Here is a 13,483-nt window from a genome sequence, read left to right on the forward strand (position 1 = left end):
GGGCGTCTGCGCAGCATGCGTCCGGTGCGCAAGCCGGGCGCCGGCGCCGACGCGCCGTGCACGGCTGCCTTTCCAGGCCGTGCGTTCGTCACAGGCCCGCAGCGCGTTCGAGGGCCTCAATACAGATCGAGCGGATCGACGTCGAGCGACCAGCGCGCTCGGCGCGCTTCGGGCAGGGTGTGGATCGCGGCGAGAGCGGCGTCGAGCGCGGCGTGCAGGCGGCCGCGGTGGTCGGCCGAAAGCAGCAGCTGTGCGCGATAGACGCCGGCGCGACGCGGCATCGGTGCGGCCACCGGGCCGTCGATGGTCAGTGTCGGCGCGCCTTCGGCGGTGCGTCCAGACAGCGGCTGCAACACGCGGCGCGCGGCGCGCAGGAAGGCCATCGGCGGCTCGGCGTGCGGTGACTCGGCGCGCAGCAGGGCCATCGGCGCGAACGGCGGAAAGCCGGCGGCCTGGCGCTGTTCGAGCTCGCCGGCGGCGAAGGCGTGGTAACCGCCCCGGACCAGGGTCAGCAGCAATGGATGCTCCGGATGGTGGGTCTGCAACAGCACCAGGCCCGGACGCTGCGCACGTCCGGCGCGCCCGGCGACCTGGATCAGCAACTGGGCGAGCTTTTCGCCCGCGCGGAAGTCCGCCGAGAACAGGCCCTCGTCGACACCGACCACGCAGACCAGGGTCAGGTTCGACAGGTCGTGCCCCTTGGCCAGCATCTGGGTGCCGACCAGGATCCCGGGCCGGCTGCCGAGCTCGGCGAACAGGTCTTCCAGCGCGTCGCGGCGGCGGGTGCTGCCCTTGTCGATCCGCAACACCGGCACGTCGCCGAACCGCTCGGCCAGGAGGGCCTCGATGCGCTCGGTGCCCACGCCCTGCGGCTGCAGGCCGAGACTCGCGCAGTCGGGGCAGGCAGGCGGCGCGGGCGCGCGGTGGCCGCAATGGTGGCACTGCAGGCGACGGCCCACGGCATGCGCGGTCATGGGGTGCCCACGTTCGGGCGTGCTGCAGCGCGGGCAATGCGCGCTCCAGCCGCAGTCGTGGCACAGCAGTACCGGCGCGTAGCCGCGACGGTTGCGGAACACCAGGACCTGGCCGCCATCGCGCAGGGCCTGGTCGATCGCGGCCAGCAGCTCGGGCGACAGGCCCGCCTCGAGCGGACGCTTGCGCACGTCCAGCACGCGCACCGCCGGAGGTCGGGCGTCGCCGGCGCGTCGCGACAGACGCAAATGCAGATGGCGCCCGCTGATCGCGTTCTGCAGCGATTCCAGCGACGGCGTCGCGCTGCCCAGCACGACGGGCACATCCAGGGCCTTGCCGCGCACGAGGGCGAAGTCGCGTGCGTGGTAGCGGATGCCGTCCTGCTGCTTGTAACTGCCGTCGTGTTCCTCGTCGACGACGATCAGCCCGGCCTGCGGCAACGGCAGGAACACCGCCGAGCGCGTGCCGACCACCACCCGGGCCTCGCCGCGCAGGGCCGCCGCCCAGACCCGTGCCCGCTCGGCATCGGACAATCCCGAATGCAGGGCGTGCACCGGCACGCCGAGGCGGGCGCGGAAGCGCGCGAGCGTCTGCGGGGTCAGTCCGATTTCCGGCACCAGTACGAGGGCTTGGCGCCCCTGGGCCAGACAGCGCGCGATCGCCTGCAGATAGACCTCGGTCTTGCCGCTCCCGGTGACCCCGTCGAGCAGCAGTGACGCGAAGCCGTTGCAGGCCGCCACGGCGTCGATCGCGATCTGCTGCTCGTCGTTGGGTATGGGACCGGGATGCGGCTGCGGCGCGAGCTGCGAGGCCGCAACCGCGATCCGCTCGACCAGGCCCCGCCCGGCCAAGGTGCGCGCCGCCGGGCGCCACCGCTCGAGCAGCAGATCGAGGGCATCCTCGTCGCGCGGCCCGGCCTCGAGCAGGGCGGCGAAGCGGCGCGGTCGCGCATCGGGCTTCAGGTCCGCGAGCCCGGCCGCCCCGGCCCCGGTGAGGCGCCAGGCCCAGGCATGCGTCGCCGGCAGCGGCTCGCCCCGGCGCAGGGCCGCCGGGAGCGCGGTGGCCAGGACCTCACCCAAGGGCGCATGGGTGTAGCGCGCCAGCCAGCGCAGGGAGGCGTCGAGTTCGCCGAAAAGGACGGGTGCGGCGTCGAGCCACCCGGTGGCCTCGCGCAGCGCCGCGGGCGCGTTCGTCGAGGGGCCTACCCCGGCCACGACGCCGACCAGCATGCGTGGGCCGAACGGCACCTGCACGCGACGGCCCACATCGGACGGCATGGCGCTTCCTGATCCGGGCGGGGGGCGGTAGTCGAACAACTGCGGCAAAGGCACCGGCAGGGCGACCTGGAGGACGTGGACGGGGTCGTTCAGTGCGGACACGCGTGCAGTCTAGCGGTCCTCACGACGATGCCCGCCCCAAGACGTGGCGCTTGCGTGTCGAAGTTGCCTCGGCCTGCACATAGTGCGCGCAAGTGACCGGAATCTAAGGGATTCGACTTTATCCACACGTCCTGTGGATAAGCCTGTGCATGACGCCCGGAATTCAACGCCGGACACGGTATTCAGGGCCTGTTTCCCTCGAATGGACAAAAAAGTGCCATCGGGTGAATTCTTTTTATTTTCAACAGCTTGCCCGTGAAACATTGCTGTCACGCAACATGCGGCTCGCAAGTTCTTCAGCGAAATGACAGCAACGTGATCCCTGTGGAGAACCTCCCGACCGCGTGTCGTCGGTGGAACCGCTGCAGCCTCCGTTGTCAAGCGGTGAGCAGCAGGCGGGCGCCGCTATGATTGTTCCCGCTTCCGTTGCAGATCCCGATGTCCACCTCCCCCCATCCCCCGCCCACCGGTGCCGCATCCGCCGCGGCTGCGTTTCTCCGCGGCATCGAGCGTCGCGCCGCGGTCTTCGCGCAGTGGCAGTGCGGGGACATCGATCTTGGCGACGCTGCGCTGGCCCGCGCGATGGCCGCGTTCGTGGCGATCGCTCCGACGACGGCCTTCGCCGAGTGGCCGCGCCGGTTCTGGTCCCAGCTGCTGGCGGCGCCCGGTCTGCGCTCGCCGGAACCGCTCGGCCCGGGTAGCGACGGTCTGCCCGCACTCCAGGCCCTGGCGGGGGGGCCACGGGTCACCGTGCTGTTGCGTCTGGTCGCGGGGCTGACCGAACACGAGGCGGCCACGGTGCTGGGTGTCTCCCGCGCGACCTACCGCCTCGGGTTGCAGCGTGCGCTGCCCCATCTGGCCGACGGCACCCCCGATGCGGAGGCCTGGCGGGCGCTCGCGTCCTCGGTCCAGGCCGAGGTGCGTGCGCTGCCACCGGATCGCCTTGCGCGCCTCGCGGGGCTGCGCGAGGCCGCGTTGCGCGGCGATGTCCTGCCGCCCCGGCGGTTTCCGCTCGCGGCGGCTGCGACCCTGGCAGCGGAACCCGTGGCCGACCACGTCGCACGCCGGCCGCGCTGGCTGTGGCCGGCGCTGGCCGCGGTGCTCGTGGCGATGCTGGCGGGGTTGGCCTGGACCTGGCGCGACGCCGTGCTCGCCGGTGCCGACGGCGACACCCCGATCCGGATCGAACCCCTTGCCGAACGCGGCCCGCCGCCGGGGCGGTACGACCCCGATACCGGGCTGCTCACCGAGCCCGACCTCGAACTGCTGATGGCCCCGGACGACGGCGCGGCCTGGCGCATGGACCCCGCCTTCTTCGCCTGGTTCGCCGCCCAGGACGGCCTGGGCGCACCCGACGAAGCCGCCGGCAGCGATGCGGATGCGGTCGAACCGAATGACGGCGCACCGGAGACCAGCGATGCGGAATTCTGAGCGCCGGCGTCGCGCAGTGGCGGTGGCTGCGCTGTTGGCGGCAGGCGTGGCATCGGCCATGCCGGCGGGCCTGCCCTGGACCACGCTGCCGACCGCGGATCGCGAGCGTCTGACCGCGCGCGCGTCCAGGCTTGCGACGCTGGCACCCGACGAACGCGCGGCCCTGGCCGCCCGCGCAGCGCAGTGGCATGCCTTGCCCGCCGAGGTCCGCGCCCGGCGTCGCGCGGCCTTCGACGCGGTCGAGGCCATGCCACACGCCGAACGCGCGCGCCTGCAGGAGGCCGCGGTGCGATTTGCGGCCTTGCCGCCCGAGACCCGCAAGGTGCTCCGGGACCGTTTCGACAGCCTCGACAGCGCCGTGCAGCGCGGCTGGCTGCTCGGCCCGACGCTGGGCGCGGACTGGCCGGGGCTGCACCCCCTGTTCGCAGCGATGCCCGAGGCCCAGCACGCGCCCGCGATGCTCGCGCTGCGTGCGGCCTCGCCGCAGGCGCGCGCCGACCTGGCCGTCCTGGCCCAGCGTACGCCGCCGCAGGACCGCGACGCGCTGCGCACGGCCTGGCTGGAGGCGCCGGCCGCCACCCGCGATGCCTGGCTCCGTGCCCGGGTCGACCCCTGACGTCCCGATCCCCGGGGCTCGGGTTCCGGGTGCGCCCGTCTACAGCGTGTAGAGCGCGTACCCCGCCATCGGCATCGCGACGCTGAGAAACAGTGCGAAGTAGAGCTGGCTGATCACCGCGAACTTGAACAGCGTCCAGCCCCAGCCCTGGCCATAGACCCGCTTCTGCATCAGCAGCAGATAGACGGGCAGGGCCCACAACAGCAGGGCGCGCAGCCACTCCAGCCCGTCCGCCGCCCACGGCGCACGCGCGACCAGGGCGTGTGCGCCGAGGGTGCAGGCGAACACGAGCAGCAGTCCGAGCATCAACGCGGCGTGGCTGTACAGCCCGACGACGACGTGTTCGAGGTACAGCCGGCCCTGGAACAGATACAGCAGCTTGAGCAGCACCGCGAACAGCGGCACCAGGATGAACAGTGCCGTGGGTGCCACGCCGAGCAGGGCCCGGACATAGGCGCCGGGATCGTCGCGCAGGCGCAGGAAATTGCGGTCGATCCGCTCGCTGACGGCGCTTCCGAAGGTCTCCGGGGCGCGGGCGCGGTCGGCCGCTTCGGCGTCGCTCGAGGACGCGACCGTCGAGGCCGCCGCCGAGGCCGCGGCCGCGTCGGGGTCGAGTGCCTCGATGCGTCGCCGGACCTGGTCGCGGATCTGCGCCTCTGCCTCGGCGAGCTGCGGCGCCACGCCGGGAATCGCGCCGGTGACCCGGCGCGCCTCGTCCAGATCGGCGAGGGCCGCCTCACCGATGGCCTCGACTTCGGTCACGCTCTCCGCGGCGGCCAAATCGGCGCGCATGTCCGAGGCCTGCACCATCGCGCGGGGGTCGAGGCCGGTCAGCGCATCCTGCACCACGAACTTGGCCACGAAGAATGTCAGCAGGGTGAGGATCACGAACAGGCGCATCGGTGCGACGTAGCGCACGCGGTGTCCGGCCAGATACCGGACGGCGATCAGGCCGGGCACGAACAGGTCGCGCAGCGTGCGGAAGATCCGTCCGTCGAGATGCCAGAACGATTCGAACACCTCCTCCACCGCATGGCCGACGTGGCGGACGGGGCTGTGGGTGGATTGCCCGCAGGCATGGCAGAAGTCGCCCCGCAGCGGCGTGGCGCAGTTGTCGCAGGCGGTGGGCACGGCCTGGGCCGCACTCCCGGCCACGGCCGGAGGCGACGCATCGCCCGGTGCAAGGGATTCGGACATGGACGGCTCGAGTGATGGACGCGGGGCGATGCGCGCCGCTCCCCGACGCGCATCCTGGTCGCGGGCTACCATACCGGCCCTTCGCGCCCCGGCGCCAGCGCACGCATCGGGTCGCGCGCGGCCGCGGACGCCGTGAGCCCCATGCCCGTCACCGCCGCCGATCCGCGCTTCCGGCATGAAGTGCGCCGCACCGCCGTCCTGTCCGCGCCCCTGGTGGCCGGGCATCTGGCGACGGGACTGATCGGTTTCGTCGACAGCGTGATCGCCGGGCGCCACGGCACGACCACGCTGGCCGCGGTGGCCGTGGGTACCGCGCTGTTCTGGCTGCCACTGATGGTGCCCATGGGCACCCTGATGGCCGTCCCGCCGTCGGTGTCGCAGCTCGACGGCGCGGGGCGCCGGGCCGAGGTCGGGCCGCTGTTCCGCCAGGCGCTGTGGCTCGCGGCTGCGCTCGGCATCGGTCTGTTCGGACTCCTCACTCTGCTGACCGCGGCGCTCGGGCCCTTCGGCATCGCGCCGGAGATCGTGCCCGGGGCGACGGCCTTCCTGCACGGCATCCGCTGGGGCGTCCCCGCGCTGACGCTGTATTTCTGCATGCGCTACCTCAGCGACGGCCTGCACTGGACCTTGCCGACCATGGTGTTCGGCTTCGGTGGCCTGGTGGTGCTCGCGCCGATGGGCTATGCCCTGGCCTTCGGCTGGGGCCCACTGCCCGAGCGCGGGGCGGGTGGGCTGGGGCTGGCCTCGGCGTTGATGATGTGGATGCAGGCGCTGGCGTTCGCGGTCTATCTGGCGCGCGCGAGGCGGTTCGCGCCGTACGCGCTGTTCACGCGTTTCGATATGCCGCACTGGCCGACGATCGGCTCCTTGTTGCGCACCGGCCTGCCGATCGGGGTGACGGTGACGATGGAAGGCAGTCTGTTCGTGGTGACGGCGTTGCTGATCGGGCGCCTGGGCGAGGTGCAGGCCGCCGCCCATCAGATCGCGATCAACGTCGCGGCGCTCTGCTTCATGATCCCGTTCGGCCTGGCCGAGGCCACCACGGTCCGCGTCGGCCATGCGCTGGGACGCGGGCTGGGCAGCGCGGGCGTGCGCCGCGCGGGCTTCGCAGGGCTGGCGCTCGTGCTGGGCACGCAGACGGTGTCGGGGGCATTGCTGCTGCTGGGTCACGACCACGTGGTGCGCATCTACACCCAGGACGCCGCCGTCGCCACGCTGGCGGGCACATTGCTGCTGTATGCCGCGGCCTTCCAGTTTCCAGACGGCATCCAGGCGTTGTCGGCCGGGGCGCTGCGCGGCCTGAAGGACACCCGCGTGCCGATGCTGCTGGCTGCCGCGGCCTACTGGGGTGTGGGCATGAGCCTCGGTGCCGGCCTCGGGCTCGGCCTGGGCTACGGGCCGCAGGGCATGTGGCTGGGCCTGATCGCCGGGCTCACGGTGGCCGCGGTGCTGCTGGGCCTGCGCTTCCTGCGCAGCAGCGCCCGGATCGGGTCGGTGCGCGCCGCGCCGGCGGATCGCTCCGACGCGCATCGCCAGCCCTGAACCGCGCCCGCGCGGCACAGTGACCTCCGGCGGATGCACGGGGCCGACACCGCGGGTTAGGCTGCGCGGCGTACGCGCATCGGTCCAGCCGTTCCGGCCCACGTCAGCGCGTGCTTCCCCCGCTTGTTGGAGTTGCATCGAGCATGAGTACTGTGCAGCCACGCGCGCCGTTGACGCGCGTCTTCGTCGGCCTCTGGGACGGGATGAACTTCATCCGCCGGCTGGTCCTGAACCTGCTGTTCTTCGGTCTGCTGCTGCTGGTCGCGCTGCTGGTGCTGCTGGCCGTCGCCGGCGCCGGCTCGCGTCCGGCGCCCCTGCTGGAGCGGACCACCCTGGTGCTCGCGCCCGAAGGTGCGCTGGTGGAGCAGTACCGCACCGACCCGTTCATGCGCGCGCTCGCCGAGAGCGGCGGTGGCGGGGTGGGGGAAGTCCAGTTGCGCGACGTGCTGCGCGCGCTGGAGGCCGCGAGGACCGATGACCGTATCGAACGCGTCCTGCTGCGCACCGACCGCCTGAGCTTCTCGGGGTATGCCTCCATGCGCGAGGTCGCGGACGCGATCGCCGAAGTGCGCGCGGCCGGCAAGCAGGTGGTGGCCTTCGGCGAGTACTTCGGCCAGCAGCAGTACCTGCTCGCCGCGCAGGCCGACGAGGTCTATCTCGACCCCGAGGGCGGCATGCTGCTCGAAGGGCTCAGCGGGTACCGCCAGTACTACCGCGAGGCGCTGGCGGACAAGCTCGAGGTCGACATGCACCTGTTCAAGGTGGGCGAGTACAAGTCCGCCGCGGAGCCCTACATCCTCGACGGCGCCTCGCCCGAGTCCAAGGCCGCCGACCTGTTCTGGATGGGCGACATCTGGCAGCGCCACGTGGCCGACATCGCCCGGGCCCGCGGCCTGACCCCCGAGGCGATCAATGCCGGCATCGCCACGCTTCCGGCCGGCATCGAGGCCGCCCAGGGTGATCTGGCGCAGTACGCGCTGGCCCAGGGCTTCGTCGACGGGCTGAAGACGCGCGAGGAACTGGAGCAGCTCCTGGTCGAGCGCGGCGTGGCCGACGACGATGCCGAGGGCGGCTTCCGCCAGGTGTCGATGCGCGGCTTCCTCGCCCACGTCGAACCGCGCGCGGGTGCCGCCGATCGCCGCAGCCAGGTGGCCGTTGTGGTCGCCGAGGGCGGCATCACCGGAGGCGAGCAGCCCCCGGGTACGATCGGCGGCGAATCGACTTCGGCGCTGCTGCGCGAAGCGCGTGACGACGATCGGGTGAAGTCGGTGGTGCTCCGCGTCGACTCCGGCGGCGGCGAAGTCTTCGCGTCCGAGCAGATCCGCCGCGAGGTGGACGCGCTCAAGGCCGCCGGCAAGCCGGTCGTGGTCTCGATGGGCGACGTCGCGGCGTCGGGCGGCTACTGGATCTCGATGAACGCCGACCGCATCTACGCCGATGCCTCGACCATCACCGGTTCGATCGGCATCTTCGCGCTGGTGCCCACGTTCCCGCGCACCCTGGAGAAGATCGGCGTGCGCACCGACGGTGTCGCCACCACGCCGTTTGCCGGGGCCTTCGATCTCACCCGCGAGCTGCAGCCCGAGGCCGGGCAGGCGATCCAGGCGATCATCGACCGCGGCTACCGCAACTTCATCGGCAAGGTCGGCGATGCCCGGGGCCGCAGCGCGGAGGAGATCGACACCGTCGCACGCGGACGCGTGTGGAGCGGCACCCAGGCCCTGGAGCGCGGCCTGGTGGACGAGCTGGGCGGCCTGCGCGCGGCTGTGGCGAAGGCGGCCGAGCTCGGCGGTATCGAGAGCGACCGGGTGCGCGTGCGCTACATCGAAAAGGCGGCGACGCCGTTCGGGCGCTTCATCGGCAATTTCGTCACCAGCCGCGCCGGTCATCTGCTGGTCGGCAACAGCGAGTTCGCGCGTGGACTGCTGGCACGCGCGATGCCGCGGGCGGAGCAGGACCTCCGACTGCTCGAGAGCGTGATGACGCCGGCGCCGGGTCGTCCGGTCAAGGCGATCGCCTACTGCTTCTGCGAATTCTGAGTGCCCGCCCGCCGCGCGATGCGGCGGGCCGCGCCGGCCGACGGCCCGCCTCGATGGCGGGCTGTCGCGTTTCGGGGGCGGGTGGCCCGGCCGGATCAGCGCCTTACGTCGAGCCGGCCGCTGTCGACCAGGGCCGACACGTCTGAGGCGCCCACCAGATTGAAGTCGCCCGGCACGCTGTGCTTGAGCCGCGCGGCCGCGAGCCCGAACGCGAGCGCCCGCCCATCGTCCATGCCGGACAGCACGCCATGCAGCACGCCGGCCGCAAAGGCGTCGCCTGCGCCGATCCTGTCGACGATGCCATCCACCGGCTGCGCATCGATCCGATGCACGGCGCCCGCGCGGTGCACCAGCAGCGCCCCGAGCCCGTGTGCGTCCACGCTGCGCACGTCGCGCTGGGTGCAGACGATGCGCTGCAGGTGCGGAAAGGCCGCGAACGCGCGCGCCGATGCAGCGCGGGTGCGTTCGGCCGAGACGGCGGGGAGGTCGGCCTCGCCCGCATCAACGCCGAGCACAAGATCGATGTCGCGGTGATCGATGAACGCGATGTCCGCTTCCGCCAGCAGCGCGTGCAGCAGCGGCGCCGGCCGGTCGTTCCAGCCGGCCCAGAGCTTCGGCCGGAAGTTGCCGTCGAAGGACACGAGCCCGCCCTGGCCGCGCGCCGCGCGGACCGCGGCGGTCGCCGCTTCGGCGCTGTGCGGCCCGACTGCCGGGGTGACCCCGGAGACGTGCAGGCAGTCGACACCGTCGAGCAGGGCAGGCCAGTCGTAGGCCGAGGGTGGCGCCAGGGCGAAGGCCGAATCCGCCCGGTCGTAGACCACGTCACTCGGCCGCACGCCGGCGCCCGTGGCCAGAAAATACAGGCCCATGCGCCCGGGGGCGCTGCGGACCCGTGTCACGTCCACCCCGTGCCGACGCAGCTCGCCAAGTGCCGCCTCGCCCAGCGCGTTGGCGGCGACCGTGCCCGCCATCGAGGCGTCGTGGCCGAAGCGGGCCAGCGACACCGCCACGTTGGCCTCGGCGCCGCCGACGTGCACCTGCAGCTGCCGGGACTGCAGCAGCAGCTCGCGGCCGGGTGCGCCGAGGCGCAGCAGAAGTTCGCCGAAACACAGAATGCGCTTGCCCATCGACCCGTCGTCCTCGCCCCATGCCCCGGATGCCCGCGGCGTTAAAAATCTGTCGCGTCGCAGCATGCTTCCACGAAAGCGTTCTGATAGCGTTTGGCCCGCGGTGTCATTCCGGACACCGACGGCCACCTTAGCAAGCGCGCCCTCGCAGTCAAGACGCGCCAAACAACATGCTTCGCACCCTGGGAGGGGACGAGATGACGCAGTTGCTCCGTAGCAAAAAGACACCGGTTACCGTACTCGCCGCGAGTATCGCCGTGGCCCTGCAGATCGCGGCCGTGCCGGCGCTGGCGCAGGACGCAGCAACCGGACCGGCCTCCCAGACCGGACAGGCCGCCGAACTCGACACCGTGCGCGTGGTGGGCTATCGCGCCAGCGTCGAGCGCGCGCTCGACATCAAGCGCGGCGAGGCGGGTGTCGTCGATGCGATCGTCGCCGAGGACATCGGCAAGTTTCCCGATCTCAACCTCGCCGAATCGCTGCAGCGCATTCCGGGCGTGGTCATCGCGCGCGACGCGGGTGAAGGCCGTCAGATCTCGGTGCGCGGCCTCGGCCCGGACTTCACCCGTGTGCGCATCAACGGCATGGAAGCGTTGACCACGGTCGGTGCGAGCGATCAGAGCGGCGGTTCGAACCGCGGCCGCGGCTTCGACTTCAACGTCTTCGCGTCCGACCTGTTCTCCCAGCTGATCGTGCGCAAGACGGCGTCGGCCGATGTCGAGGAAGGCTCGCTCGGCGCCACGGTGGACCTGCGCACCGCGCGTCCTTTCGACTACGACGGTCTGACGATCGTCGGCAGCGGCCAGGCCAGTTACAGCGAGATGGCCGAGAAGGCCGACCCACGCGTGGCAGGGCTGATCTCCAACACCTGGGCCGATGGTCGTTTCGGTGCCCTGGTGTCGGTGGCCTATACCGAGCGCCAGGCACTGGAGGAAGGCAGCGGCACCGGACGCTGGGCCAACGGGCCGAGCAATGGCGGGTTCAACGCCGCCTCGCCGTTCGCGGCTGCGCGCGGCGCCAACGTCTTCCATCCGCGGTTTCCGCGCTACACGCTGATGGAACACGACCAGAAGCGTACGGGTGTCACGGCTGCGCTGCAGTTCAAGCCCAACGACCGCACCGAGCTCGCACTCGATGCGCTGTACTCGAAGATCGACGCGGTACGCGACGAGAAGTACATCGAGGCGATCTCCTTCAGCCGCGGCAACGCCAATCCGAACCCGGCCACGAACCCGCTGACCGGCAAGCCGCAGACCATCGTCCGGGACGGCGTGATCGACGGCAACGGGGCCCTGGTGTACGGCCTCTTCGACGATGTCGACATCCGCGCGGAGAGCCGTCACGACGAGTGGAACACCGTATTCAAACAGCTCACGCTCGAAGGCAAGTTCGACGTGACCGACGATCTGACCCTGTCCGGAAAGGTCGGCACCTCGAGCTCGCAGCACGAGAACCCGATCCAGACCACGATCATCATGGACAAGTACAACGTCGACAATTACAGCTACGACTACCGCGGCGACCGTTACAAGCCCGTGCTCAACTACGGAATCGACCCGCTCGATCCCAATGGCTGGACCCTGGCCGAGATCCGGATCCGCCCGCAGTACGTCGAAAACGAGTTCGATAACGCGCAGGTCGATTTCAACTGGAACATCAGCCCGGGCTTCCGTCTGAAGGGCGGCCTGCAGGCCAAGGATTACACCTTCTCCACGCGCGAACTTCGCCGTGCTTCGGAGCTGGCGGTTCCGAACTTCGCGGGAGGTACGCGCATCGTGCCCGCCGACCTGACCAGCCAGGCGGCGTTGAGCGGCATCGACGGTTCGCCGGGACGGTGGGTGATTCCGAGCTACGACCGCATCGCCGATCTCTTCGACATCTACAGCGGCACCGGCGCCTTTGCTCTGGCGGAGCGGGCGGTCAATACCCGGAGCGTCGAAGAGCAGGATCGCGGCGCGTACCTGCAGGGCGAGTTCTCGACCGATCTTGGATCGATTCCGTTCTCGGGCAATTTCGGCGTGCGCTATGTGGAGACCAAGCAGTCCTCGACCGGTACCGCGACGGCGAGCGGCACGCCGATCGTCTCCACGGTGACACGCGAGTACACCGATACATTGCCGTCGATGAATCTCGTGGCCGAGGTCGCCCCGGACTTTCTCATCCGCTTCGGCGCCGCGAAGGTCATGTCGCGCCCGGGCCTGGGCTCGCTCACTCCCGGTGTGACCGTCAACGTCAGCGGCGGTGCGCGTACGGTCAGCGGCGGAAACCCGAACCTCGATCCGATCCGGGCCAAGACCGCGGACCTGGGCTTCGAGTGGTACTTCGACGAGGGCTCGATGCTGGGCCTGGGCCTGTTCTACAAGGACATCGATACCTTCGTGCAGACCACCCGCGAAGTCCGCTCCTACGCATCGAGCGGGCTGCCGGCCAGCCTGCTCGACGGCACAGGCGCCAACGTCAACGACGATTTCGTGTTCACCGTGCCGGTCAATACGCCCGGTGGCCCGCTCAAGGGCTTCGAGGCCAACTACGTGCAGCCCTTCACCTTCCTGTCGGGGGTGTGGAGCAACTTCGGCGTACAGCTCAACTACACCTACGTCGATTCGCAGATCCAGTACCTGACCTCGAGCGGGGCCAATTCTCTGCGCACCGATCTGCTCGGGCTGTCCAAACGCGCCTGGAACGCGACGGTGTTCTACGAGGGCCAGCGTTTCTCCGGCCGCGTGTCGGCCACCAACCGCGACGATTACCTGATCCAGGTGCCGGGCACCGAGCAAGGCTTTACCGAGGACGTACATGGCCAGAACGGCACGACCGTGCTCGACGCGTCTCTGCGTTACAAGATGAGCGAGCAGATCGAGATCAGCCTGGAAGGCATCAATTTGACCAACCAGCCTTCGGAATCGTGGGTCGGTGCCGGCTCGAAGCTGCCGCTCGACTACAGCGAGACCGGCCGCCAGTATCTGCTGGGCCTGCGTTACAAGTTCTGATCCTGTCTCTCCCGGGATCACGCGAACGCCGGGGCGGGCAACCGCTCCGGCGTTTCGCATTGTGGGAAGGGCCGGAAGGTCAAGCGAAACACCTTGTTTTCGCCCGTTTCTGCTGCGCTGCAAGATGCCTGACGCCGACATGACTGTTAGGTTACGCGCCAGTTGACCATCGGTGTCATCCGATGCTGCC

General features: G+C 70.6%; 8 protein-coding genes. 5 read left to right on the forward strand and 3 right to left on the reverse strand.

What is annotated here, in order from left to right; genetic code table 11:
* Positions 1-116: 116 nt before the first annotated feature.
* Entirely contained in the window at positions 117-2,342 is a 2,226-nt protein-coding gene (locus H0E82_RS05885; protein WP_180544795.1) for a primosomal protein N', read from the reverse strand.
* A gap of 447 nt (positions 2,343-2,789) precedes the next feature.
* Here H0E82_RS05885 and H0E82_RS05890 point away from each other — a divergent pair, with 447 nt between their 5' ends.
* Together H0E82_RS05890 and H0E82_RS05895 are read left to right on the forward strand one after the other, a co-directional pair.
* Complete coding sequence (locus H0E82_RS05890) at positions 2,790-3,782, forward strand: hypothetical protein (RefSeq protein WP_180544519.1); 993 nt, start codon at positions 2,790-2,792, stop codon at positions 3,780-3,782.
* Positions 3,769-4,398, forward strand: a complete 630-nt coding sequence (locus H0E82_RS05895) for a DUF3106 domain-containing protein (RefSeq protein ID WP_180544520.1) — start codon at positions 3,769-3,771, stop codon at positions 4,396-4,398. Before H0E82_RS05890 ends, H0E82_RS05895 begins: the two co-directional genes overlap by 14 nt.
* A 39-nt stretch (positions 4,399-4,437) precedes the next feature.
* Here the strand turns inward: H0E82_RS05895 and H0E82_RS05900 are convergent, their stop codons facing one another.
* Positions 4,438-5,595, reverse strand: a complete 1,158-nt coding sequence (locus H0E82_RS05900) for a DUF3667 domain-containing protein (RefSeq protein WP_180544521.1) — start codon at positions 5,593-5,595, stop codon at positions 4,438-4,440.
* A 141-nt stretch (positions 5,596-5,736) separates the two neighbouring features.
* Here H0E82_RS05900 and H0E82_RS05905 point away from each other — a divergent pair, with 141 nt between their 5' ends.
* Both H0E82_RS05905 and sppA read left to right on the forward strand, forming a co-directional pair.
* Positions 5,737-7,137, forward strand: coding sequence for an MATE family efflux transporter (locus H0E82_RS05905; RefSeq protein ID WP_180544522.1), 1,401 nt, complete (start codon positions 5,737-5,739; stop codon positions 7,135-7,137).
* A 143-nt stretch (positions 7,138-7,280) separates the two neighbouring features.
* Positions 7,281-9,176: a signal peptide peptidase SppA gene (gene sppA / locus H0E82_RS05910; RefSeq protein ID WP_180544523.1), complete on the forward strand. Its 1,896-nt coding sequence runs from the start codon at positions 7,281-7,283 to the stop codon at positions 9,174-9,176.
* A gap of 95 nt (positions 9,177-9,271) precedes the next feature.
* Here the strand turns inward: sppA and H0E82_RS05915 are convergent, their stop codons facing one another.
* Complete coding sequence (locus tag H0E82_RS05915) at positions 9,272-10,303, reverse strand: sugar kinase (RefSeq protein WP_180544524.1); 1,032 nt, start codon at positions 10,301-10,303, stop codon at positions 9,272-9,274.
* A gap of 197 nt (positions 10,304-10,500) precedes the next feature.
* Between H0E82_RS05915 and H0E82_RS05920 the strand changes: the two genes are divergently transcribed.
* On the forward strand, positions 10,501-13,293 hold the full coding sequence (locus H0E82_RS05920) for a TonB-dependent receptor (RefSeq protein WP_180544525.1): 2,793 nt from the start codon (positions 10,501-10,503) through the stop codon (positions 13,291-13,293).
* Positions 13,294-13,483 lie beyond the last annotated feature (190 nt).

It is taken from the genome of Luteimonas deserti (assembly GCF_013425765.1).
In the GTDB taxonomy this organism is placed as follows: domain Bacteria; phylum Pseudomonadota; class Gammaproteobacteria; order Xanthomonadales; family Xanthomonadaceae; genus Luteimonas; species Luteimonas deserti.